Below are 25,514 nucleotides of genomic sequence, written 5' to 3' on the forward strand. Positions count from 1 at the left end.
CCGACGCCCGGGAAAAGGCACCGGAAACGATGAATCCCCCGCCGCGCGGCCACTTCCCACGACCGCCGGTGCCGGACCTTCTCCCACCCGGTCCGCCCTACGCCCGGTTTCCGGGGGGAGTCTTCTTCACCTTCTTCTTGGCGGGGAGGACCGGCGGCGCGCTGACCGGTCCGATGGCCTGCCTCGCCAGCTGCGTCCATTGGGGTACGTCCACGCCGTCCAGGTCGGTTGTGAGAATGAGTGAGCCCCCCTTGGTGTGGGGCAGCACGCCGCCTTCCTCGTACCAGAGCGCTTTGCGCTCCCAGGACTCCCGATAGGCGGGACTCTCGATCATGCCGAGGTGTTCCCAGAAGAGCGTCCGGCCGTCCGGAGTGTGGATGGTGAAGTCAGGGCGGTAGGTCCTCCCGTTGAGCGTCAGTGGCCTCTCATAGCGCCAGTAACCGGGAACCAGCTCGTCCAGGATCTCCGCGATGATCACCTCGTTCTTGCTGCGGACCAGGGTGCCGTTCCCCGTCATGTGGATGAGCCTGGAATCCAGCGTGCCCGCGGGGGAACCGTCCGGGAAGAAGACCGCGCGCGGGGCTGGCGGGAAGAACAGGTCGGTCAGCCGGCGGGCGGTTTCCGAGCCGGTCGAGACGGTGAGTTCCAGCAGCTCGTCGATCGACCGCTCGTGCAGGAGGATCACGCGATCCTGCTGTCTGGTGAGCGCGGTGTAGAGCATCTCCCTGGACAGCTTGCGGGCCGAGCCGGGGAGCATGACGAAGACCTTCCTGAACTCCGAGCCCTGCGACTTGTGGATCGTGATTGCCCACGCCAGCTCAAGCGTCGGATCGTCCTCGTCGTCGCCCCGGTAGCCGTAGGTCCAGCCGACCTGGGAGGAGAATTCGAGCTGGGTCCATCGAGGCTTGCCGCCCGCCTGAGTGATCTGGCCGACGACGACGCCGATCTCGCCGTTGGCCACGTAATCCAGGCTCGAGCCCTTAGGGTACGCGGGACGCCGGCCGTTGCGGTTGTTCAGGACCTTGTCGCCGAGCACGATCTGCTCGGCCCCTATGGGCCTGGGCGTCGTGCGCAGGCGGTCGGACTTCAGCGCGGCCTCGAGCGCCTGCTGCCGGTGTGCACGCTTCAGGTGCCGGTTGATCTCCACGGTCCCCCAGCCGTGACCGCGCGTGGGGGAGAGGATCTGCCAGTTCTCACACTGTTCGGCGGCGCCGTCCTTACCCTTGGGGAACTTGATCCACTGCCCGTTCCGGCGGCCTCCGTAGGAGGTCTCGAACAGGGCGGCGGCATCGGGCCCGGTGACGCCCAGTTCATCGGCCAGCGCTCGGTCGACGACCTCCAGGGGGCGGGCGCTGTTCCAGGGGAGCGCGGCAAGGGATTCCATCCGCGCGCCGGTACGCAACCGCTCCCAGACCTCCTCGAACCCCTGGGGAACCTCGTCCCCGGAGAACCACGCCGCGAGCTTCAGGTCATCGCGGATCTGCCCCTTCTGACGGCGTAGCTCGGTCAGTTCCGCGTATCCGGGAGCCACCCGCGGGAATCTGGGGACGTCGGCATCGGCGGTGAGCCGCGTGATCAGGTCCACGAACGGCCGGCCCGCCCCGATCGGCGGGAGCTGGCGGGGGTCGCCGACCAGGATCAGACGGTCGGGGAGCGTGAGCGCGCTCAGCAGCGCGCCCAGCTGTTCCTCGGTGAGCATGGAGGACTCATCGACGACCACTGTTCCGTAGAGGGGCGCCTTCGGGACGTCGTAGCGGATGAGGTAGGCGCCGCTCTCTCCCCGGTAGCGGTTGTGCTTGGTGAGGAACTGGGCGATGGTCTGCGCTTCGAGCCCGAGCCCGACCTTCTTCTGCAGCTGTACCCGCGCCTTGCCGGTCGGCGCGAGCAGCAGCACGCCCCTGCCGCGGACCTCCTCCCGGGTGACCAGGGCCTTGATGAGCGTGGTCTTACCGGTGCCGGCCCGCCCGTTGAGCACGCTCAACGGCGCCGCGTACAGCTCGGCCAAAGCGGCCTTCTTCTCCGCGCGCGCCCGCTTCTCGGTCTGGGCGTCGCCGTCGCCGTCCGCTTCGTACGAGCCGAGCACCTGATCCAGCTCGTCGTCGAGCCCGGCCGGAACGGCGAGGCGGGGGCGGGCGAGCTGGTGGCCGACCGCCTGCCTGATCACGTACGCGGTGGTCTCCAGCCGCGCGAGCTTGAAAGCCGGGGTCCCGTCGTGGAGTTTCGCACCGGCGACAGGCGGCCAGGAAGGGGAGTCCGCGTCGTACCGGAGCCGGTCGGGGTGGAGGCCGTGCGCCCGGAGGAGCTCCTCCGAGATCGGACAGGGCTCGGGCAGCCGCCGCGCTTCGATCCTCTCGATGACGCTCGTCAGCGTGACCAGGGTGTCACCGGCCTCGGAGGCTTCTTCGAGCACCGCGACCAGCAACGCCTGGACGCGTCGGGCGTCCCCGCCGTCGCTCATGGCACTCGGTTCCGCGAGGGGGAAGTTCGTACGGATGGCGGCCCGTGGGAAACAGCCGCGGTCCACCACGTCGAAGGGCACCGGCGCCTTCTCGCCGATCGTGCAGATGTGCGCCAGGTAGGGGTCCGCGAGCAGTTCCTCGTGATCCACCTCGGTCTCTGTGGTGCACCGGAAGAGCGCCGTGGCCTGCTCGGTGGTGAGCTGGAACCGCGACAGCAGCCGCAGAACTGCGAACTGCTCGTCGCTGAACGCGCCCCACACCCTGCGGTGGGTCTCCGATATCTGCTTGCCGATCTCGTCCGGGTAGCGGTCCGGGCGGGCGATCGCATCGGTCAGTACGTCCCACGGGTCGGTGTCCTCAGGGGTGCGCCGCGCGATGGCCCGGGCGAGGACCTTGCTGTGCTTGAACTTCAACGCGCCGAGCACCGCGCCGAGGCCGGGAGCCGGGCCGCGCATTCGCCACAGCTCGCCGATGCGGTCGTCCAGCCACGTCAGGGAGGACTCCGGCACGTCGATCCCGAGGTCCTCGCATCGGCGGGCGGCGCGGTACAGCTGCTCCAGCGTGGCGATCGCGGTGTCGTGCGTGATGTGCTCGGTGACGTAGGAGAACTCCCGCCCCCCGGCCACCGGTGCCCAGGCCAGGGCGTCCGCCACGTCTTCGCCCCGCGCGTCGCGCTCGGCCAGCTCGGCCACCGGCAACAGGATCCCGCCGGTGCCGTCGGGTCTGAGGGAGTGCAGAACCGTCGTCTCCCACATGTGGTTCGGAAACGCGGTCGTGTCATTCGTCTTCCACGGCCCGGGCAGTTGGACGTCGGTGATCCGGGCGGCGCCCACCAGCAGGGGGCCGCCGGCGCGAGCGTCGTCGAAGGGCGAGTGCTTGACGTAGAAGAAGACCAGCGACTCCTTGGGGCTGACGTCCTCGAAGAACCGTTTGATCACTGCCCGCTGGTTGTCGCCGTGAATCACCCACTGCGGCGTGAACCCCAGCGACTCGTCGACCTTCTCTTCCAGTTCGTCGTCGTAGTCGACATCGAACTCGCCGAGGACATCGACGATGCCCTTACGGAGGAGCCAGTAGTACGGGATCGCATGGGCGCCGTAGGCGGGGACCGTCACGGGTGTGGGCTGAATCCGCCCTTTCAGGGCGGGTGAGAATCGGTAGGGGTGCTCGCTGACCAGCTGATAGGGGTGAGGGCTGAGGAAGGTGCCACGCTCGCCCACGCAGCCGATCCGGGACACGTCCACTTCGCCCAGCGGCATCCCGGCGTTGGCGACCTCGTAATCGTCCTGCCGACGCTCGCCCACGTTACCGAGCAGGATGCACGACGCGTTTCCCAGCGGATCTCGGCATATCCTGCCGGACCACCCGGCGTCATGCCATGGGACGCGAATCGACAGATGGACATTGATGCTCATTGCACCCCTTTGCACCCATTTGCTCAGTCAGCCCGGCGGCCGGGCCGGGGCATGTCGTGCTGTGATCCGGGCAGGAAGCTCGCGGTGGTCAGCCGGTCTTCGGTGGTCGGTGTGCGAGCCTGGGCGGGGAGCCGGGCGTCCGCTTCCGGCCGCGCCGTGTCGGCCGCCGACGTGGGCGAACAGCGGACTGCACATCATTGATGTAGATCATGTTCATCTGCTGATTTTTGGCGTTTTTTACTGGTTTCGGGTGAGATCGGGTTGTATCGCGCCTTCGAACTCCGAGAACACCTCGACGACACGGTCCTGAACCTGTTTCCCAAGCTTGACGGGCGCTTGGAGGAATTTGCGGTGCGCGCCGAGCTTTGTCATATGTTCCTCCGTCGCCACGTACTGTCGGTTGATCATAACAGTGTGAACATCTGTAATTGCTCCTGATCCAAAGGCATCCAGGATAGCTGTGTATGGCATCAATATCGCCAATCACAATAAATGCGACATATGTCAAATAAGCGGGACATGGGGATTCCGAGGCTGCATGGTCGGCTTGTTGCCGACCATGAGGAATTCGCCGTTCCCTGGGCACGTACCCGGGATGGTCGGATCGCCGCGGTCACCATCACCGTGACCTGGCCACCGAAGAGCAGCCCGGGGCCGGCCGAGCTGGGGGTGAGCGCGCCGGACGGGAACACGATGAGCGTCCGGATCAGCGCGAACGGCTGGTCGAAGCCCATGATGCCGGGCGTCGGGACGCGGTTCTCGGTGACGGTCTGGAACGGCACACCGGAGCAGGCCACCGCGACCCCGATCATGGCCATCGTCGCGAACCTGCTTGGCGGCCTGTCCGTTCTCGCCGGCGGCGGAGTCGCGGTCGATGACCTGAGCCGCGCCGCCGCGGTCACCGTCCACGCGTCCACGACACTCCCGTCTCCGGTGTTCGCGCCCGTCTCCGGTGTTCGCGCCCGTCTGCGGGGTACGCCGGTGCCGTCGGCCGTTTCGCGGGCCGGCGGGAGGGGGACGGTGATGCGCGGAATCGTGTGGGTGAAGGACGGGGGCGCCGAATACGCGGAGGTGAATCTCTCGTCCGAGCTGACGGCGGTCGGGGTCGCGATCGGGACGGACCCCGTGCCCTACCGCCTGGAATACACCCTGCGAACCTTTCCCGGATACATGACCGAGTTGCTCTCCGTGCGGGCGCACGGCCCAGGCTGGCAACGGGCGCTCGACCTGCGCCGCTCCGCGCACGGCACCTGGTCGTGCGAGACGAAGACGGACGGGCACCTGGAAGGGCCGTTCCCCGGCGGCGACATGGGCGTCCTGAACGACGCCCTCGACTGCGACCTCGGGTTCTCGCCGTTGACGAACACCATGCCGGTGCTCCGCCACGGACTCAACGCCTGCGAGGGGCGCATGGACTTCGTCATGGCCCTCGTCCAGGTGCCGCATCTGCACGTGATCCGCCACGCCCAGCGGTACACGCACATCGCTCCCAACGCCGTCCGCTTCGAGAGTGAGGGCTTCGGCGCCGACCTCACCCTGGACGACGACGGGATCGTGGTCGACTACCCGGGTCTGGCGAAGCTGGTGGGCGGTCCGCCCCCGCCGTCCTGACGTTCGCGCGGCCACCGCGGGCGCGGCCCGGCGGGAGGTTCACCGCCGACGGGCCCGCGGGCCGCGGGGACCGGCGTGCTCCCCGGAGGCCGGGACGCAAGGGGGTCACCGAGGTGGGGCGTCGTGGCCGTGGGACGTCCGTCTCCCGGGGGAGGCGGTGTCCGCCCGCAGGGTGATCTTTTCACCGTCGGAGCTCCAGTGCCCGTTCCTGTCTGAGGCGTTCCCTAATGTCCCCCATGACCGGCGCACCGCGCGCTTCCGTCCGGGCGATCCGGACCGACTTTCAGGAGATGCCGTCATGACCGTGTGGGAGGAGGTCCGCGACCTCATTGACACCGGTGACGCGTTCAAGGTCGCGGCCAGGGTCGCCGACCTCGACGACGCCGGGCGGAGGGAGGTGGCCCGGGAGTTGCCCGGGCACATCGAGGCGGCCCGCTGGGCGGTGCACTGGCGGCTGCACGAGCGTGTGGAGGAGCTCAACCGGGTCCGGCTGGACCGGGGGGAGGCGTACAAGCGGTTCGCCCGCGAACGCGGGGTACCCGAGCGCGAGATCCACCATCGGTGGGCGGAGACCCTCGGCTGGGGCGGTGACATGGAGGGCACCTGGGAGGATCCCCGGCTGAACATGCCGGAGGACCGCAGAAGGCCCCCGTCCCCGTCCGAGTACGACGCCTGGATCGACCCGATGCGGGTCGCGGGGGCGGGCACGCTCCCCGGCGCGGCGGCCGTGGTCTCCTGGCTCAACCGGAGCGACTTCGAACGCCGCCAGCAGTCCGCCGACCTCGTCGAACCGGTGCTCCAGGCGGTCGCCGCACGCCCCGCCGAATGGCAGGCCGACCTCGCCGTACGGCTCGCGCTCCGGGTGCGCGTCCGGCGCGAGCGGTGGGAGGGCGATCCCCGCGACCGGAATCTGCCGCTCACCCTGGAGCTGCTGCGCCGCACCGGCGTGACGCCGCCCGAGCACGACCCGCTCGTGGTCGTCTGGGCCGGCACGCCGCCGACCGCGGAGCGGCTCCGCGACGACCCGCTGCTCGACACGCTCCTGCCCAGATTCTTCCAGGCCCAGGGGGTGGGCCGGGCGTTGAGCGAGGAGCGGGCCGACCCGCCCGCCGCCGAGTCGTGGCTGGGCGCGCTGCACACCCTGGCCGCCGAAGGGAGAGTGGACCGGGAGATGGTGCTGCGGGGCTGCGTGGGCCGGTTCCTGCGCGGGGGAAGCGTGACCGACCTGCGGTTCTTCGCCCGCCTCCACGAACTGCTCGAACCGTCCCCGGCCGAGGTGGCCTCCCGCGCCGGTGATTACCTGCGGCTGCTGCCGGCGGCCCCGGGGCCGGTGGCCGAGCTGTCGCTCAAGCACCTGCGCCGTCTGGACTCCCCCGACCCGGACGACGTGAGCGAGGCCCTCTCGGGCCTGCTGTTCCGCGCGGAGAGCGGGCTGGTCCAGTCCGGGCTGGCGTGGCTGGACCGGTTCCTCCGGCAGGAGCCGCACCGGGCCGACGAGCTGTCCCCGTCCCTGGCGACGGCACTCGGCCACCAGTCGGCGACCGTGCAGGAGCGGGCCGTGCGCGTGGCGGTCGAGCACGCGGCGTCCTTCGGCCCGCTCGGTGCCGAGACCGTACGGGACGCGACCGGGGAACTCCCGGCGAACCTGCACAACAAGCTGGCCGCGGTCTTCGGCGGGGAGCTCCGGGAGGAGCCCGAACCCGAGCCGGAGGAGCCCTTCGTCCCCGGCGCGCTGCCGGCGCCGCCGCCCGCGGCGGCGTTCCCGGTGCCCGGGACGCCCGAGGAGGTGGCCGCCCTGCGGGGCAAGAAGGAGTGGGCCGACGCCGAGGGCTTTCTCGCGGGGTTCGTCCGCCTCGCCGCGGAAGATCCCGCCCGGCTCCGGGACGCGCTGGCGGCGCGTCCGCCGGTGGAGCCGCCGCGGAGCAGATGGTCGCGTCCCGAAGACTGGGTCTCCGCGATCGTGGCGGAGTTCACCCGCCCCGGCGCCGAGCCGCTCCCGGGGGATTCCGCCTCCCCGGAGGAGACCGGGAGCGGAACCGGCGTCCTCCCGCCCGCCGCGCGGCCCGGAGCGCCGGTGGACACGCGGCCCGGATCGCCGGGGACCGCGCAGCCCGAGCCGCCGGAGGCGAAACTTCCCGTCAAGGGGCAGGTCTCCGCGCCGGAGCGGCTCGTCCTGCGCCGCCACGCGGAGATTCTCGTCGCCCTCAGGGAGGGCACGCTGCCGCCGCTGCTGCTCGCCACGCCCACCCTCTCCACCGGGCACCTCGACCCGGCGGAGCTGGTCGCCCGGATCGAGGAGCTGGAGGCGGCGGGCGCGGCGCCGCTCCCGGGCGACCTGGCGCAGGCGCTGCTCCGGCTGCCCCGGACGGCTGATCCCGCGGCGGCGGCGCGGGCCGCCGCGCTGACCTCCGCGGCCGGGCGCGAGGCCGCCCGCTGGCTGGCCGGCGACGGGCTGCCCGACCCGGTGGTGACCGTCCGCAGGTTCTGCTCTCCCGGCGCGGAGCCGGGCTGGATGACGCGCCCCAGCCCGGCGGAGAGGGCCGCCCGGATCAAGAAGGAGGAGGCGGACGGGGCGCTCTCGGCCGACCTCGCGCAGCGGCTGATGCACCCGGTCCACACCGCCGCCCCCGTCGCGACGCCGGCCTCCGCGGCCGAACGCGAGGTCGCCCGCTGGATGGCCGGGAACCCGGCCGGGCACTGGCTCGACGAGCGCGAGCCGGAGGGGAGGCTCCAGCCGTGGCAGACCCTCGTGGTGGTCTCCATCACCCCGGACGAACACTGGGCCGGGGCGGCGGGAGTGCCGGCCGATGAGCCGGTGGCCCGCGCGGCCAGGTCGCTGATCGCCGACCTCCTGGTCGCGTCGCCCCCGCTCCTGGAGGAGGGACGCGGCCACCACGGCAAGCTCATCGGCTGGTGGCCGGGCGTCATGCCGTCCCACCGCGAGGTGATCGCCGCCCACATGATCCCGCTCCGGTTCCGCAGCGACTGGACCGGGGGCCTCACCGACGGGCCGCGGCTCACCGACCTCGCCTGCGCGCAGGGGCCGACCGGGCAGGCGACCGCCCTGCTGCTGGTGGAACGGCTCGCCCTCAGCATGTCGGTGTACCGGCGCCGGGCCGTGCAGTATCTCTCGGCCACCGGAGACCTGCCCGCCGCCCACATGGGCGCGGAGTTCGGGCAGCGGGTGCGCCGGTCCTGGCTCTCGCTCTCCGCATTCCGGAAGATCATGGAGGACTGCGTCCACGAGGGCACCCACCGCGAGGCGTGGACCATGATCGCCGCCGCCCTGCCCCACCTGATGCCCGCCGTGGGTGGGCGGCCAAGCAAGGAACTGGCCGGCTTCCTCGCCTTCGCCCGGCAGGTGGCCCGGTGGACCGGTGCGACCGGCGAGATCCCGGAGGTCACGGCGGTCGCCGGGCGGAAGGGCTCGAACAAGGTCATCCGCGAGTGCCGCGCCTTGCGTGACCTGCTCGCCGCGCCGTGACGCCGAGCGTCCGGAGGTCCCGTGCCCGGAATCCCCTCTTTGATCGCACGTCAGCGCGCGGGTGGTCGCTGTCCCGCGCGGGTCCGGGCGATCCGGCGGCGCCGGTCCGGCCACCGGCGTGACCTCTTTCCTACGGGGTCGGGGCGTCCGGGCTACGGGGTCGGGGGCGGGCCCGCTTACGACTGAAGAGAGAGCGCGGTCACCCGGCAGGGGGATCCGGACTGTCCCCGTCCGGCGTACGGTGGCCATCGTGCCGTCCGGCGCCCCGCTGACCACCATCTGGGAGGAACACCATGCCTGGTACGGCCCTGCGGCCGAGCGACCCGGCCCGCCTCGGCCCGTACACGCTTGACGCCAGGCTCGGTGAGGGCGGGCAGGGCACGGTCTACCTCGGCCATGGCCCGGCCGGCGAGCGCGTCGCCGTCAAGATCCTGCACCCCAGGTTCGCCGCCGATCCCGCCGCGCGCCAGCGCTTCGAGCGGGAGATCTCCGTCGCCCGGCAGATCGCCGAGTTCTGCACCGCCCGCGTGCTCGACGCGGGGGAGAACGACGGCCACCTCTACGTGGTCAGCGAGTTCATCGACGGGCCGTCGCTGCAGGAGGCCGTCGAGACCGAGGGCCCGCGCGACGGGACCGCCCTGCACCGCATCGCGATCAGTACCATCACCGCGCTCGTCGCGATCCACCGGGCCGGCGTCGTGCACCGCGATTTCAAACCGGCCAACGTGCTGCTCGGCCCCGACGGGCCGCGCGTCATCGACTTCGGCATCTCCAAGGACCTGGACGCCTCGACCGCCAACACCAGCACCATCGTCGGGACACCGACCTACATGTCGCCCGAGCAGATCCACAGCGAGCCCGCCGCCGCTCCCTCGGACATCTTCAGCTGGGCCGTGACGATGGTGTTCGCCGCCACCGGCAGGCCCGCGTTCGGCGACGACACCATCCCGGCCGTGCTGCACCGCATCCTGTCCGCCGAGCCCGAGCTGTCGGGGGTGCCGGAGACCCTCAGGCCGCTGCTGCGCGACTGCCTCGCCAAGGACGCCGCCGCCCGGCCGGTGGCGTCCGAACTGCTGTTCCGGCTGATCCGCCAGCCCTCCGCGCCCACCTCCGCACCCACCTCCGCACCCACTCCCGAGCGGACACCCGGTGCCGGGCCGTCCTCGTGGCCGGGGCCGCCGCCCGGAGAGGACGCCCGCGCGGCCACCCCGCCGCCGTGGCCGCCCGGGTCCTCCGCCGGGAGCGCCTCCCCGCCGCTCGCCGGGCATCAGCACCCCGCCTCCCCGCCCGCCGCGACGTCCGCGCCGGACACCGCGACCTGGTACGGGCAGCGTAGTCACGGCGGTGCCTCCGGTTTCCCGGCCGGTCCCGAGGGTTACGGGCCCCCGGACTTCCCGCCCGGTCCCGCGGGTTACGGGCCTCCTGTGGCGGGTTACGGGCCCCCGGACTTCCCGGCCCAGGCCTTCCCGCAGGAGGCCGGCGCCCCGGCGTTCCCGGCGGGTCCGGTGGGCTCCACCGCCCCGCCCCTTCCGCAGGCCGCCACCTTCCCCCGGGGAGCCGGCGCTCCCGGGCCCCCGCCCGGGCCGGGCGACGTCGCCTTCCCCACCGGCCAGCGGGAGGGTGATCCGGGCGGGGCACCGCCGGGCGGGCGGGGCGGGCGGGGCGGGGCTCGCGCATGGTGGATCGGGGCCGCCGCGGCCGTCTCCACCGCCGCGGTCGCCGCCGGGGTCTTCGTGCTCCCGCCGCTGCTGTCCGGGACCGGGAAGGCGGCCGACGGCCCCAGCCCCGCCGCGCAGGCCGGCTCCCCGCAGGTCTCCGGAGACTCCTCGGCGTCCGATGCCTCCCCGGAGCCCGGCGACTCCCCGGCTCCGGACGGCTCCGCGACCCCGGGGAACACCGCGACGCCCACCCCGGCCGCCACCCCCACCGCGGTCACCGGAGACTGGAAGAGCGCCCCGGTCGGCGGCCCGCTGCGCGGCCATCGCGACGACGTGTCGGCGGTGGCGGTCGCCGAGGTCGACGGGCGGTCTGTCATCGTCTCGGGCGCCAACGACCGCACCGTCCGCCTGTGGGACCTGGAGAGCGGGAAGTCGCTGGCCACGCTCACCGGGCACACCAACTGGGTCCGCTCGATCGCGGTCACCGAGCTGTCCGGCGGGGCGTTCGCGGTCTCCGGCGGTGACGACGGGACCGTGCGGGTGTGGGACCTCACCAACCGCATAGCCGTCGGCGAGCCCATCAAGAACGGCGTCGGCGTCCTCTCCGTCGCCACGGCCGTCCTCGACGGCGAGCCCGTCGTGGTGACCGGCGGTGACGACGGGCGACTGCGCATGTGGAGCCTGAGGACCGGCAAGCAGGTCGGCAAGGCCCGCCAGGTCTCCGGCGGAGCGGTGTTCGCCCTGGCCGTCGCCGTCATCGACGGCGAACCGGTGGCCTTCACCGGCGGCCAGGACGGCATCGTGCGCCGCCAGCCGCTCCGCGCGGGCGCCGAGGGCGAGACGATCCGCAACCAGTCCGGTTACATCTCCGCCGTCACCACGGCCGAACTGGATGGCAAGCTCGTGGTGCTGTCCGCCGGCGGCGACCAGGAGATCTACATCGACAACCCCGACGGGAGCGGTGAGGCCCGCCCGCCGATCCGGGACAACGACAGCTGGGTCTACGCCCTGGCCGTGGGCCGGGTGGGGTCGCTGACGGTCGTCGTCTCGGGCAGCAACGACTCCGACGCCCGGGTGTACGACCTCGACACCGGGAAGCGGGCGGGCAAGCCGTTCAAGGGACACGACCACAACGTCTTCGCCGCCGCGGTGGCCGAGCGCGGGGGGCGCCCCGTCGCGGTCACCGGCGGCGGCGACGACACCATCCGGATCTGGCGTCTGGGCTGATCCGGCGTCTGGGCTGCGTGGTGGGCCGGGCCCGGAGCCCCGGCCCACCACGGTCCGCACTCAGGCCGCTGCCCGATCGAGGGTCAGCGCCAGGTGTCGTCGCGCGTCGTGGTGCCGCCGGAGGGGGTGGTGAAGGAGCGGTTGGGGTCGCTCTCCCAGGTCACCGAGCCGTCGGGGTTCTTCTTGATGTACTTGTACTGGATCGACGTGTTCGGCGGCAGGTTGACTGTCGCCTTCCAGACCGGGTAGTCGGCCGACGACAGCGCCACGGCCTTGGCCGGGTCCCAGCCGCCCAGCTCGGCGATGTTGCCGACGACGAAGACGTTCTGGCCGTAGTAGGTGGTCACGTTGGCGTGGAAGGAGGTGGCGACCTTGCCCGGGTTCACCGTCGGGGTGGGACTGGGGTTGGTGCCGCCGCCGGTGTGGATGGCGACCGCGCCCTTGGCGGGGACGGTCACCGACGCGGTGCCGTTCGCGTCGACGGTCACCGAACCGCCGCCGGCGACGTTGGGGTAGGTTCCGGCGGGCAGGCCGGTGGTGAAGGTGCGGGTGACGCTGCCGCCCTCGTTGTTGATCGCGACCCAGCCCTTGTTGCCGCGGCTGAAGGCGATCACGTTGTTGCCGTTGTCGTACCAGTTGCCGACCGAGGTGCCCGCGACGGCGCGGTTGAAGCCGACCATGCCAGTCATCTGCCGGTGGAAGCAGGTCCACCGGCCGTTGCCGCAGTCGGCGTCGGTGACGAAGCCGCCGTTGGCGGACGGCGGGCCGGCCTCCTTGTCGTTCCAGGTGAACCCGGAGTAGACCCGCGGGGTGCCGTACGGCCAGGCCAGCATGAAGACGTTGGCCAGCTTGTAGGCGTCGCCGTACTTGTAGTTGAGCGTGGAGCCGTTGCGCTCGGTGTCGTGGTTGTCGACGAAGACCACGGCCTTGTCGCTGGGCACCGACAGGCCCCAGCTCTGGCCGAAGGTCGACAGCCACTTGATCTGGCCGGTGAACTGCTCCTTCATCTTGCGCCCGTACACGAACTCGTGCACGTCGCCGATGCCGGTGTACTGGCTGGGCTGGACCGCCTCGTCCTTGCCCTGGATGACCTCCTGGTGGATGTACGGCGAGCCCTTCAGCTTGGACTTGATCGCCGCCAGGTCGGCGGGGTTGATGTGCTTGGCGGCGTCGATGCGGAAGCCGTCCACGCCGAGGTCGGTCAGCTTGTTGAGGTACCCGGCGATCTGGTTGCGGACGTACTCCGAGCCGGTGTTGAGGTCGGACAGGCCGAGCAGCTCGCAGTTCTGCACCCGCCAGCCGTCATTGACGTAGTCGGAGTCGTTGATCGTGCAGGTGGGGGAGTGGAAGTCCGCGGCGGAGTAGAGCCCGGGGTAGTTGTACTTGCCGAAGGCGTAACCGCCGTAGCTGGTGCTGCCCTGGCCGGTCATGTGGTTGATGACGGCGTCGGCGTGGACCTTGACGCCCGCGGCGTGGCAGGCGTTCACCATGTTCCTGAACGCGTTCTCGTCGCCGAACTTGCTGGTGAGGGTGTAGCGGGCGGGCTGGTAGACGTCCCACCAGACCGAGCCGCCCTTGGACATCGAGTCGTTCGGCGGGGAGACCTGGACCGCGGCGTACCCGGCCGGGCCGAGCACGTCGGTGCACTCCCTGGCGACGGAGTTCCAGTTCCAGCTCCACAGCTTGGCGATCGGGCCGGGGGTGGGGGGCGCTGCCTGGGCGGGGGCGCTCAGCGCGGCGGGTACCGCGACGAGGGCGCCGGCCAGGGCCGTTAACGCCGTGGCAACAACGGCTTTGTAGGGTTTCATGGCAGGGGGCCTCCAGGATCGATGGACGGGTTCCCTGATCGAGCCGGGTGCTGCAACACCCGGCTCGACGTTTTCCGGCGAGAGCGGGCCGGGGGCGTCTCGCCCCCTTCCCGCGGGGTCCACGGCCTGCGGCGACCGGTCCGGCCTGACCGGTCCGCCGCGGCGGGGCCGTGGTCACGAGGCGGCGAAGTCCGGTCGTGGCCGGTCCGCCGCGGCGGGGCGGCGGTTACGAGGCGACGAAGACGGCGACCGTGCGGGCGGGGACCGTCAGCGTGCCGGTCGCGGGGTCGAAGGCCGACTGTTTCACGACGGCGTCGTCGCCGGTCGTCTGGACGGGGTGGAGCGTCACCTGGGCTCCCTTCAGCGCGGCGACGGTCTGCCGCTGCGCCTCAGGGGTCGCGTTGAAGACGACGGTGATCGACGTCCAGCGCGGGTCGAGGCCCGAGGAGTCCAGGTGCATGGTCACGACACCCGGGATCTCCGACGTGCCGCTGGTGGGGAAGGTCAGGCGTTTCTGCACCTCGGCCAGGGAGCCCAGCGCGAAGGCGGGGGAGGAGGAGCGGATCTTGAGCAGCTCGCCGAAGCGGGCCCGCGCCGCGCTGATCGCCGCGCAGTCCGGCCGCAGCGCCGGATCGGCGAGCAGCGGCCGGGCGTAGGGCCACTTGTCCTCGTTGTCGGCCTTGGGGGGCAGTCCGGCGCCGAAGCCGTTGCCCGCAGAACAGTCCCAGAGCAACCGGTTGAACCAGTCGCCGGAGTCGTAGGAGTTGCGGTCGAGCGACTTCGAACGCAGCCGCTCGCTGCCGGCGTGCACGAACGAGACGCCCTGCCCGAGCATGGCCGTGGCCAGTGAGAGCGTCTGCATCCGCACCCGGTCGGCCATGGTCGTCGCCTGCGGCAGCTTGTAGGCCAGCGCGTCGTACAGCGTCTCGTTGTCATGGGCGTCCACGTAGGTGACGACCTCGCCGGGCGCGGCGGTGTATCCGGCGGGGGAGCCGTTGTAGCTCACCTCCGAGCCCTTGACCTGCTTGCCGTCGGAGGCGGTGAAGGTGTAGTCGCGGAGGTTGCCGGCCAGCCCGAGCTTGATCAGGTCCTGGTAGCCGAGCAGGCGGGCCCGCTGCTGCTCGGCGGTGCCGTTGGCCGGCGACCCGTTGGGCGCCCCGGCCAGCCCCGAGCCGAAGCCCTGGACGCGCGGGTCGGGGTCGAACGGGCTGCCGCCGCGCACCGCGTCGCGCAGCCGGTCACTGAAGGTGCCGATCCCGGTGCCCGCCATGTTGGCCTGGGTGGCCTGCTCGAAGCGGGCGCCGTCGGCGACCTCGCCGAAGTTCCAGCCCTCCCCGTACAGGATGATCGACTTTCCGTCCACGCCGTCCTCGGCGACGGTCAGCGCGTCGAGGGCCTTGCGGACCGCGAGCATGTTCGCCTTGGGGTGGTGGCCCATCAGGTCGAACCGGAAGCCGTCGATCTTGTACTGCCTCGCCCAGGTGACGACGGAGTCGACGACGAGCTTGCCCATCATCGTGTGCTCGGGTGCGGTGTTGGCGCAGCAGGTGGAGGTGGCCACGGTCCCGTCGTCGAGCAGCCGGTGGTAGTAGCCGGGGACGATCCGGTCGAGCACCGAGGTGGGGTCCTGTCCCGCGGCGTGGGTGTGGTTGTAGACCACGTCCATCACCACCCGCAGCCCGGCCCCGTTCAGCGCGCCGACCATGCTCCGGAACTCCCTGACCCGGGCCGGCCCCTGCGGATCGGAGGCGTAGGAGCCCTCGGGCACGGTGTAGTGCAGCGGGTCGTACCCCCAGTTGAAGGGGTCCTTCGCCGCGATCCGCGACACGCACTCCTGCTGCTGTTCGGAGTCGGCGGGCAGCGAGGCGAGGTCGCAGTCGGGCTCGGCCTGGTCGCCCCGGTGGTCGGGGATGGTCGCGACGTCGAAGACGGGCAGGAGGTGCACGTGCGTCATCCCGTTCCCGGCGAGCGCGCGCAGCTCCTTCATCCCGGCGGAGTCGCCGGTGAACGCCGCGTACGTGCCGCGTCGCCCGGCCGGGACGGTCGTGTCGGAGGCGGAGAAGTCACGCACGTGCAGCTCGTAGATCGACGCCTTCTCCGGCGGCACCGCCGCGGGCTTGGCCAGTGACGACCAGCCCTCGGGGCGCAGGTCCCGGTCGGACAGGTCGACCAGCTGGCTGCGGCCCGAGCCGGCGGACACCGACAGGCTGTAGGGGTCGGTCACCTCGTTGGTGACGACCTTGCCCGCGGCGGGTGAGTAGACCGTCACCAGGTAGGTGTAGTAGCGCCCTTTCCAGCCGGGCAGGCCCCGCACCGACCAGACGCCGGTCCTGTCGTCGCGCCGCATCGCGTGGACGGTGCGGCTCCCGCCGGCCGGGTCGCGGTAGAGCGCCAGCTCCACCGTGCGCGCCGTCGGCGCCCAGACCGAGAGCCGGGGCGCGCCGTGCCAGGACACGCCCAGCTCGGCGGTCGCCGCCCCGGAGTGGACGTCGTCGAGCAGGCCGGGCAGCTGCACGCCGGTCGCGGTGAGCAGCGCGCCGGAGGCGTCGCGTTCGACGGCCACGACCTGGCCGCGCAGCGCCTCGCGGACGAGGTCGGCGTCGCGCGGGTCGACCGTGAACGCGGCGTGCCCGGCCAGGTGCGGCCACCTGGCCTTCTGCGCCTCGGTGAGCTCGCCGGGCAGGAGGCGGATGATCCTGATGTCACCGGTCAGGTCTCCCTTGGCGTAGGCGATGTCGCCCTTGCCGGAGAAGGCCAGCGAGTATCGCAGCGAGGGCGACGGGGTGACCTTCCACACGACCGTGGCGCGGTCGATCCAGTGCGCCGAGGACTTCGACAGGTCGGCGTCCGCCCCGCGCGCCCCGGGCTGGGGCAGCAGGTGGCCCTCGACGGCCGCGAGCCGCCAGATCTCGTGGCCCGCGGTCGTCAGGTCGAGCGCCTGGTTGTCGGGCAGGTCCTTCTCGTCGCCCCGGTGGATGATGTAGCTCACCGTCGTCGCCCCCTCTTTCAGGGGGACGCGGAAATACACGCCGAAGGCGTCCTCGCCCGCGGGCAGGAGCGGGGTGGCCCACTCGGTGGGGTTGGCCACGTCGCCCCATAGGTGCAGTCCCCAGCCGTCATAGTTCCCGTCGGGGCGGCGGTAATGCAGGATCGCCACGTTCTCGGCCGCCGCCCGGGTGGCGTGGACCTTCGCCACACCGGAGACGACGTGGGCCTCCGGCTGGAGCGCCGGGGTGAACGACTGGTCGGGTCCGGGGTCCTTGGTGTCGCCCTTGTGGACGATGAAGTTCACCGGCACCGAGGCGTTCTTCAGCGGGATCCTCCAGAACGCGCCGGCGGAGTCGACGCCGTCCGGCGGGCGCGGCTCGGCCCACTCGGTGGGCACCCCGTCGGCGAGCCCGTCGCCCCACAGGTGCAGTCCCCAGCCGTCGTAGCCGGCGTCCGGGCGGGCGTAGCGGACGGTCGCGTAGCCCTGGGCCGCCGCCCGGGAGGAGTGGGTGACCGGGCTGCCCTCGGCCAGCCAGACCTCGCCGGTCTTGGCGGGGTTGACGATCCGGTCGCCGCCGTCCTTCTCGTCGCCCTTGTGGGCGATGATCCCGACGTTCGTGGCCCCCGGCTTGAGCTTGATCCACGCGAACCGGCCGTAGGCGTCCTCGCCGGTGAGCGGGAGCGGCTCGGCCCACTCGGTGGGGTTCTCGACGTCGCCCCAGACGTGCAGGCCCCAGCCGTCGTAGTCTTCGCGCTGGTAGTGCACGACCAGCCAGTCGCGCTTGACGGCGCCGGGCTCCTCGGGGGCGGGGTCGGCCCCGACGGTCGCCGTCGCGGTCGCCGAGGCGAAGCGGCCCGCGGAGTCCTTCACCACGGCCTTGTAGGTGATCTTCGTGCCGGCGGGGATGCCGCGCAGGTCGTGGAAGACGCGGAAGGTACGGCTCTGGCCGGAGACGGTGGGGGCGTCGTCGGTGCCGAGCACCCGCCACGGCCCGTCGCCGGCCTTGGCGGCGAAGGTCACCTGGTCGAAGCCGGTCCCCGGCACGGTCGCGGTGACCGGGATCCGGCGGTCCTCCTCGGTGCCCCTGATCTCGGTCCCGGGCAGCGCGACCGAGACGGCCGGGGCCGCGGCCGGGGCGGCGAGCTTCGCCGGCGCCCGGTAGACCACCGCCGACAGGGCGGGGACGGTCACGGCCAGCTTCGCGTCCTCGCCGGTCGTCACGGACGCGGTGGCCTCGCCGTACACCTTGGTGAAGGCGGCGTTCGCCGAGAACGTCGGCACGCTCACGGTCTCCGCCCGCTCGGCGTTGTTGACCGCCACGACGTACTCGATCTGTTCCCGGGCGTCGATCCTGGAGAAGGCGTAGACGCCGCCCGCGGCCAGCCGCTCGATCTGCGCGCCGTCGGCCAGGGCCGGGTGGGCGTCGCGCAGCTTCGCCAGGGCCGCGATGCCCCGGTAGAGCGGGTGCCCGGGGACGAAGTTGTCCTGCGCGTGGGTGGCGTCGGTGCCGATCAGGTCGTCGCTCAGGTAGCTCTCGGTCTTGGAGGCGAACATGGACGCGCGGGCGTCCTGGTCGCCGCCCTTTCCTTTGAATCCCTGTTCGTCGCCGTAGTAGACGACCGGCTGACCCCGGGTCAGGTACATCAGCTCGTGGGCGAGCAGGTCCCTGCGGAGCAGTTCGGCGTCCGTGGCGCCGGGGTTGTCCTGGGCGAGGAACCGGCCGATCCGGCCCATGTCGTGGTTGCCGAGGAAGGTCGGGAGCGACGAGGCGTTGCCGTCGGCGTCGGTGTGGTGGTCGTCCCCGGCGTACAGCCTGGCCAGGCGCTCCGCGCCCGCCGTGCCGCCGCTGAAGGAGCGGGCGGCCTCCTGGAAGGGGAAGTCCAGGGTGGCGTTCATCCCGCCGCGGGTGGAGTAGCGGCTGGTGAAGGCCGGCTCGCTGGAGTAGACCTCGCCGAACATGAAGAACCGCTTGTTGCCGAGCCCGGCCGCGTAGCCGCGCAGCGCGGGGGAGAACCTCTCCCAGAACCCCATGTCGACGTGCTTGGCGGTGTCGATCCGGAAGCCGTCGATGCCGGTCTCGCGCACCCACGTCCGGTAGATGTCGATCATGCCCTTGACGACCTCGGGCCGTTCGGTCCACAGGTCGTCGAGGCCGTGGAAGTCGCCGTACTGGTCGTTCTCCCCGCTGAAGGTGGAGTCGCCCCGGTTGTGGTACATCGTCGGGTCGTTCAGCCAGGACGGGGTCTTGACGTTCCCGGGCGCGACCGGGGTGTACGGGAAGGAGTCGGCGTCGACCTTCGGGAAGGTCTTCTCGCCCGCGTGGTCGCGGTCGTCGAACGGCACGCCGTTCACGTCGACGTACGGGTAGGCGCCCTTGGACCGGTAGGAGTAGGTCTTCTCCCGGTAGTCGATCACGTCGGCGGTGTGGTTGGTGATGATGTCGAAGAAGACCTTCATCCCCCGCCTGTGCGCCTCGCGCACCAGCTTCTTCATCTCGGCGTTCGTGCCGAGGTGCGGGTCGATCGTGGTGAAGTCGGTGATCCAGTAGCCGTGGTACCCGGCCGAGACGTTGGCCCCGGTGCCCTGCACCGGGCGGTTCCGGAACGCCGGGGTGATCCAGATCGCGGTGCTGCCCAGGTTCTTGACGTAGTCGAGCTTGCCGATCAGGCCCTTGAGGTCGCCGCCCTGGTAGAAGCCCTTGTGGGTGGGGTCGAAGCCGGTGGTGAGCCGGTCGCCGGACAGGCCGCCCCGGTCGTTGCCGGGGTCGCCGTTGGCGAAGCGGTCGGTCATGGCGAAGTAGAAGCGCTCGCGGCTCAGGTCGGCGCGGAGCGCGTCGCGGGCCAGCTCCCGGTCGGACGGCTCGCCCGTGCGGCTGAGCGGGGAGACGACCGGTTCGGCCGCCGCGCCCGGGGAGGAGGAGACGGGTCCGGAGGCGGTGTACCCGGGAGGTCCGGAGGCGAGGGCGGCGGCGGGGAGGGGGGTGGCGGCGAGGGGGACCGAGGACAGGGCCGTCACCAGAGCGACACCTGTCAGGAGGGCCGATCGCGCTCGCCGTGGGGGGAGTGGCCAGACCACGGGGGCCTCCACGGGGGGTTGTTTCGAGGGTGTTGCCCGGAAGTTACTCACTGGACACGATCTATGCAATCCCTTGCCGCAATTTTCTGAATCGTTGCTCTGTGGGGGTGGTCGCGCCGGGTTTCGTCGCGGAGTTCGGGGGGTGTGAGAGCTGAAAAGAGCCACATGACAGGCGAAGATGCTCATAGGCACCATGAGTTCCTCCGATACCCAGACGTCCGCCTTGGGGGGAGTTGGTAACAAGTTTGCAGACTCTTGCAGAAACTTCTTCCAAACGGGTTCACGTCGGCGTAACGTCCGGCGTACTCCACACCCGCCCGGCGGTCCCCCGATCCCCGGGCGGCCCCCTTGAACATTGAGGAGAGAACATGCGGCGAGCCTTCTCGACCGCGACGATCGTCGCGGCTCTCGCCCTGGCGGTCTCCGCCTGCGGCGGCGGTGACGGCGGAACGGCGGCTGCACCCTCCCAGGCCGCCCCCGCGGACCCGTCGCAGATCAGCGGTGAGATCACCTGGTGGGACACCGTCCGTCCCGACAGCGAGGGCCCGACGTTCCAGGCGCTCATCCAGGAGTTCCAGGCGAAGTACCCGAAGATCAAGGTCAACTACGTCAACGTCCCCTCCGACCAGGCGCAGAACAAGTTCCAGACCGCTGCGCAGGCGGGCTCGGGGGCCCCGGACGTGATCCGCTCAGAGGTCGCCTGGACCTCCCAGTTCGCCTCCCTCGGCTACCTGCAGCCGCTGGACGGCTCCCGCGCGGTGGAGAACGAGTCGGACTTCCTGGCCGGCCCGCTGAGCAGCACCAAGTACAACGGCAAGACCTACGCGGTCCCGCAGGTCACCGACACCCTCGCGCTGCTGTACAACAAGCGGCTGCTGAAGGAGGCCGGCCACGAGAAGGCCCCCGCCACGGTCGAGGAGCTCAAGCAGGTCGCGCTCGACGTCAAGGAGAAGGCCGGCGTCAACGGCCTCGCGCTCAACGTCGACTCCTACTTCCTGCTGCCGTTCATGTACGGCGAGGGCGGCGACCTCCTCGACGTGCAGAGCAAGAAGATCACCGTCAACTCCCCGGCCAACGTGAAGGCCATGACCACGGTCGCCGACCTGGTCACCTCCGGCGCCGCGGCCAAGCCCGCCATCCAGGACAGCTACGCCAACGCGATGACCGCCCTCAAGGACGGCAAGGTCGCGATGATCTACAACGGCCCGTGGGCGCTGGCGGAGATCTACCAGGGCAAGGAGTTCAAGGACAAGGAGAACCTGGGCATCGCGCCCGTCCCGGCGGGCTCGGTGAAGGCCGGCGCCCCCACCGGCGGCTGGAACCTCGCCATCTACGCCGGTTCCAAGAACATCGACGCCTCCTACGAGTTCGTCCGTTTCATGAGCACCGCCGAGGCCCAGGCCAAGGTCGCCAAGGAGATCAGCCTCCTGCCGACCCGCACCTCCGCCTACGACAACCCGGACGTGCAGGGCAACAAGGACGTCGCCGTCTTCAAGCCGATCATGGACACCGCGACCCCGCGGCCGTGGATCCCCGAGGGCGGCCAGCTCTTCCAGCCGCTGCTCGAGGGCTACCAGTCGCTCCTCGGCGGCAAGACGACCCCCGAGGAGATGCTCAAGACGGTCGACGAGAAGTACCGCGGCATCTTCAAGGGCTGGAGCTGATCCGTGGCGACCTCCACTGGACGTGTGAGCGGCACGACCAGGGACCGGGCCGCGGGCGCCACCGACAGCGCCCGCGGCCGGGGCCGCGGCCGCCAGGCCGGCCCGGTCCGGCGGTCGCTGTCGCAGTACTGGTACGCCTGGGCCATGGTCGCCCCCGTCGTCGTGGTCACCGCCGCCCTGATCGGCTGGCCGCTCGTCCGGGGTGTCTACCTGTCCCTGACCGACGCCACCGAGGCCACGATGGGCCGGACGATCGGCGTCAACGTGATCCCCTCGACCTACGAGTTCGTCGGGCTCGACAACTACGTCGGCGTCCTCACCAGCGGCCTGTTCTGGGAGAAGCTGACCTGGACGGTCGTCTGGACCGTGGCCTGCGTCGCGCTCCACTACGGTGTGGGCCTCGGCCTCGCCCTCATGCTCAACCGCAGGCTGCGCTTCCGCTCGGTCTACCGGCTGCTCCTGATCCTGCCCTGGGCGGTCCCCCCGTTCGTGGCCGCGTTCATCTGGCGCTACCTGTACAACAGCGACTACGGCGTCATCAACGCGATGCTGAGGGCGGCGGGGCTGGGTGGGGTCGGCTGGCTCGACGACCCGACCACGGCGAAGATCGCGGTCATCGCGGTCAACGTCTGGATAGGCATCCCCTTCATGATGATGGCCATGCTGGGCGGCCTCCAGTCGATCCCCAAGGAGCTCTACGAGGCGGCCGAGGTGGACGGCGCGACGCCGTGGCAGCGTTTCCGCTTCGTCACCGTCCCCGGTCTGCGCACGGTCTCCAGCACCGTCCTGCTGCTGGGCACGATCTGGACGTTCAACATGTTCCCGCTGATCTTCCTGATCACCGGCGGAGGCCCGGGAAGCTCCACCGAGATCCTGGTGACCTACGCCTACCGCGAGGCCTTCACCGGCGTCCGCAACTACGCGGGCTCGGCGGCGTGGGGCGTGATCATCCTCCTGCTCCTCGTCGTGATGGCCCTGGTCTACCGCCGCGCGCTGCGCAAGCAAGGGGAGGTCTGGTGAGCACCGCCACCGCAGGTCCCGCGAAGGGCCGCCGCGTCCGCGTCCGCGGCCGTGGGGAACGCAGCGTCGGGAGCTCGATCCTGCTGCACGGAACGCTCGTCGTCGCGTCCGTCATCTCGCTGTTCCCCATCGTCTGGCTCGTCCTGACGTCGCTCAAGCCGCGCGACGGCTGGCTCTCCACCGAGCTGAAGCTCTTCGACGGCTCGTCGCTGGACAACTACGCCCGGGTGCTGACCGGGACGCAGTTCCCGAGCTGGCTGTTCAACTCCGTGGTCATCGCGGGGCTGACCACGGTCATCGGCGTCTTCCTGGCCTCGACGACCGGGTACGCGATCAGCCGGTTCCGGTTTCCGGGCTACCGGGGCGTCATGTGGATGCTGCTGGTCACCCAGATGTTCCCGGTGGCGATCCTGATCGTGCCGCTCTACAACCTGATGGCGGGCCTCGGCCTGCTCAACCAGATCCCGGGCCTGGTCATCGCCTACATGACCGTGGCGGTGCCGTTCTGCGCGTGGATGATGAAGGGCTACTTCGACTCCATCCCGCGCGAGATCGACCAGGCCGGCATGATCGACGGGCTGACCCCGTTCGGCACCTTCTGGCGGGTCGTCCTGCCGCTGGCCCGGCCCAGCCTCGCGGTCACCGCGTTCTACTCCTTCATGACCGCCTGGGGCGAGGTCGCCTACGCCTCGGTGTTCATGACGGGGGACGACAAGCGCACCCTCGCCGCGGGCCTGCAGCAGTTCGTCGGGCAGTACTGGGCCGACTGGGGCCTGCTGACGGCCGCGGCCGTGCTGATCGCGGTGCCCGCGGCGGTCGTCTTCCTGTTCGTGCAACGCCACCTGGTCGCCGGCCTCACCTCCGGTGCCACAAAGCTGTAACACCACCGTGCTATCACGTCCTGATATGTCGTTTGATCGGGGGATTTGACATGACCGAGCTCGTCCGCGAAGACCACGACGCCGCGACCGCCACCCGGTGGTGGCGCGACGCGGTGATCTACCAGGTCTACGTGCGGAGCTTCGCCGACGGCAACGGCGACGGGATCGGCGACCTGCTCGGCGTGCGGAGCCGGCTGCCGTACCTGGCGGACCTCGGAGTCGACGCGATCTGGCTCACCCCGTTCTTCACCTCCCCGATGGCAGACTTCGGCTACGACGTGGCGGACTACCGGGACGTCGATCCGATCTTCGGCTCGCTCGCCGACGCCAGGGCCCTCATCGACGAGGCCCACGGGCACGGCCTGCGGATCATCGTGGACGTGGTGCCCAACCACACCTCCGACCAGCACGCCTGGTTCCGGGAAGCGCTGGCGGCGGCCCCCGGCGACCCGGCGCGGGAGCGCTACATCTTCCGTCCGGGCAGGGGCGTCGCCGGGGAGCTGCCGCCCAACGACTGGGAGTCGGTCTTCGGCGGCTCCGCCTGGACCCGCCTGCCCGACGGCGAGTGGTACCTGCACCTGTTCGCCGCCGAGCAGCCCGACCTGAACTGGGAGAACCCCGAGATCCACGCGGAGTTCGAGTCGATCCTGCGGTTCTGGCTCGACCTGGGCGTGGACGGCTTCCGCATCGACGTGGCGCACGGCATGGTCAAGGCGCCGGGCCTGCCCGACGTCGGCCACGCCGACCAGGTCCGGATGATCGGCACCGAGGTGGTGCCGTTCTTCGACCAGGACGGCGTGCACGAGATCCACCGCGCCTGGCGCAGGCTGCTCGACTCCTACCCGGGCGAGCGGATCGGCGTCGCCGAGGCGTGGGCCCCGTCCGCGCGCCGGCTCGCCAACTACGTCCGCCCGGACGAGCTGCACCAGGCGTTCAACTTCCACTTCCTCACCGCTCCCTGGGACGCCGCCCGGTTCCGCGCGGTGATCGACGAGTCGCTCGCCACGGCCGGGCTGGTCGGCGCCCCCACCACCTGGGTGCTGTCCAACCACGACGTCAAGCGGCACGTCACCCGCTACGGGCACGGTGAGCTCGGCCTGCGCCGCGCCCGCGCGGCCGTGCTGCTGACGCTCGGCCTGCCCGGCTCGGCCTACATCTACCAGGGCGAGGAGCTCGGCCTGCCCGAGGTCCTCGACCTGCCGGAGGAGTTCCTGCGCGACCCGCAGCGGCTGCGCAACCCCGACGACGGCCGCGACGGCTGCCGGGTGCCCATCCCGTGGGCCGACGGCGAGCCGCACTTCGGGTTCAGCCTGCCGGGCATCGAGGAGACGTGGCTGCCCATGCCCGCCTCCTGGGGCCCGCTGAGCGTCGAGTCCCAGCTCCGGGACCCGGTCTCGACGCTGAACCTGTACCGCGACGCGCTCCGGCTCAGGCGGGAGCTGCGCTCCTTCGGCGACGCCCCGCCGGTCTGGCTCGACTCGCCCGAGGGGACGCTGGCCTTCGCCCGCGACAACGGCTTCGCCTGCACGGTCAACCTCACCGGCGAGCCGGTCGAGTTGCCCGCCCCCGGGCGGGTCCTGCTCGCCAGCGCCGAGCCGGTCGTCGAGGGCGGTGTCGCGCGGCTCGCCCCCGACTCGGCGGTCTGGTGGCGGCGTGATGACGCATAGCGGTGCCGGACCGCTCGGCAACGGCACCGCCCGGCTGACCGACATCGCCGCGCAGGCCGGGGTCAGCGAGGCCACGGTCAGCCGGGTGCTCAACGGCAAGCCCAGCGTGTCGCAGGCGACCAGGCAGGCGGTGCTGGCCGCGCTGGACCTGATGGGGTACGAGCGTCCGCAGCGGCTGCGTCAGCGCAGCAACGGGCTGGTCGGCCTGGTCACCCCGGAGCTGGACAACCCGATCTTCCCGGCGTTCGCCCAGGCCTTCGAGAAGACCCTGACCCAGCACGGCTACACCCCGGTGCTCTGCACCCAGCTGCCCGGCGGCGCGGTCGAGGACGAGTTCACCGAGATCCTCGTGGAGCGCGGGGTGAGCGGCATCATCTTCGTCTCCGGCCTGCACGCCGACGTCACCGCGCGCTCGGACCGCTACACCCAGCTCATCGGGCAGGGCGTGCCGATCGTCCTGCTCAACGGGCTCGCGGCCGACGTACCGGCGACGTTCATCCTGCCGGACGACCGGGCGGCGGCGCGGCTGGCGGTGCAGCACCTGGTGGATCTGGGG

At 71.3% G+C, this 25,514-nt stretch carries 12 protein-coding genes; 8 read left to right on the forward strand and 4 right to left on the reverse strand.

The annotated features are described in order from the left end of the window. Nucleotides 1-97 precede the first annotated feature (97 nt). Nucleotides 98-3,763: an AAA family ATPase gene (locus tag ABD841_RS07225; RefSeq protein ID WP_344969097.1), complete on the reverse strand. Its 3,666-nt coding sequence runs from the start codon at nt 3,761-3,763 to the stop codon at nt 98-100. A 581-nt stretch (nt 3,764-4,344) separates the two neighbouring features. Beyond that, nucleotides 4,345-4,692, reverse strand: a complete 348-nt coding sequence (locus ABD841_RS07230) for an iron chelate uptake ABC transporter family permease subunit (protein WP_344969099.1) — start codon at nt 4,690-4,692, stop codon at nt 4,345-4,347. 205 nt (nt 4,693-4,897) lie between these two features. Here ABD841_RS07230 and ABD841_RS07235 point away from each other — a divergent pair, with 205 nt between their 5' ends. From ABD841_RS07235 to ABD841_RS07245, 3 genes are all read left to right on the forward strand, one after another. Continuing rightward, entirely contained in the window at nt 4,898-5,485 is a 588-nt protein-coding gene (locus ABD841_RS07235; protein ID WP_344969100.1) for a putative glycolipid-binding domain-containing protein, read from the forward strand. 298 nt (nt 5,486-5,783) lie between these two features. After that, the gene (locus ABD841_RS07240) at nt 5,784-8,969 is read left to right on the forward strand and encodes a DUF6493 family protein (protein ID WP_344969101.1); all 3,186 of its coding nucleotides are present in this window, start codon (nt 5,784-5,786) and stop codon (nt 8,967-8,969) included. Nucleotides 8,970-9,262: 293 nt separating this feature from the next. Continuing rightward, complete coding sequence (locus tag ABD841_RS07245; RefSeq protein WP_344969102.1) at nt 9,263-11,854, forward strand: protein kinase domain-containing protein; 2,592 nt, start codon at nt 9,263-9,265, stop codon at nt 11,852-11,854. An 83-nt stretch (nt 11,855-11,937) separates the two neighbouring features. On the opposite strand, the gene ABD841_RS07250 is transcribed toward ABD841_RS07245, so the two are convergent. After that, nucleotides 11,938-13,662 (reverse strand): carbohydrate-binding module family 20 domain-containing protein, encoded by a 1,725-nt coding sequence (locus ABD841_RS07250; RefSeq protein ID WP_344969103.1) that lies wholly within the window; start codon nt 13,660-13,662, stop codon nt 11,938-11,940. Between the two features lie 226 nt (nt 13,663-13,888). Continuing rightward, a complete protein-coding gene (gene pulA, locus ABD841_RS07255) occupies nt 13,889-19,666 on the reverse strand; it encodes a pullulanase-type alpha-1,6-glucosidase (protein WP_344969104.1) in 5,778 nt (1,925 codons plus the stop codon). Nucleotides 19,667-20,094: 428 nt separating this feature from the next. Between pulA and ABD841_RS07260 the strand changes: the two genes are divergently transcribed. The 5 genes from ABD841_RS07260 to ABD841_RS07280 all read left to right on the forward strand — a co-directional run. Further along, nucleotides 20,095-21,390, forward strand: a complete 1,296-nt coding sequence (locus ABD841_RS07260; RefSeq protein WP_344969105.1) for an extracellular solute-binding protein — start codon at nt 20,095-20,097, stop codon at nt 21,388-21,390. A 24-nt stretch (nt 21,391-21,414) separates the two neighbouring features. Then, nucleotides 21,415-22,410 (forward strand): carbohydrate ABC transporter permease, encoded by a 996-nt coding sequence (locus tag ABD841_RS07265; RefSeq protein WP_344969106.1) that lies wholly within the window; start codon nt 21,415-21,417, stop codon nt 22,408-22,410. Further along, a complete protein-coding gene (locus ABD841_RS07270) occupies nt 22,407-23,291 on the forward strand; it encodes a sugar ABC transporter permease (RefSeq protein ID WP_344969108.1) in 885 nt (294 codons plus the stop codon). The genes ABD841_RS07265 and ABD841_RS07270 overlap by 4 nt, the downstream gene beginning before the upstream one ends. 50 nt (nt 23,292-23,341) lie before the next feature. Further along, entirely contained in the window at nt 23,342-24,958 is a 1,617-nt protein-coding gene (locus ABD841_RS07275) for a glycoside hydrolase family 13 protein (protein ID WP_344969109.1), read from the forward strand. Then, on the forward strand, nt 24,948-25,514 hold a 567-nt coding region (locus ABD841_RS07280), incomplete at its 3' end, for a LacI family DNA-binding transcriptional regulator (protein WP_344969111.1). The genes ABD841_RS07275 and ABD841_RS07280, both read left to right, overlap by 11 nt.

The sequence above is a fragment of the Streptosporangium fragile genome (assembly GCF_039534445.1).
Taxonomy (GTDB): Bacteria; Actinomycetota; Actinomycetes; order Streptosporangiales; family Streptosporangiaceae; genus Streptosporangium; species Streptosporangium fragile.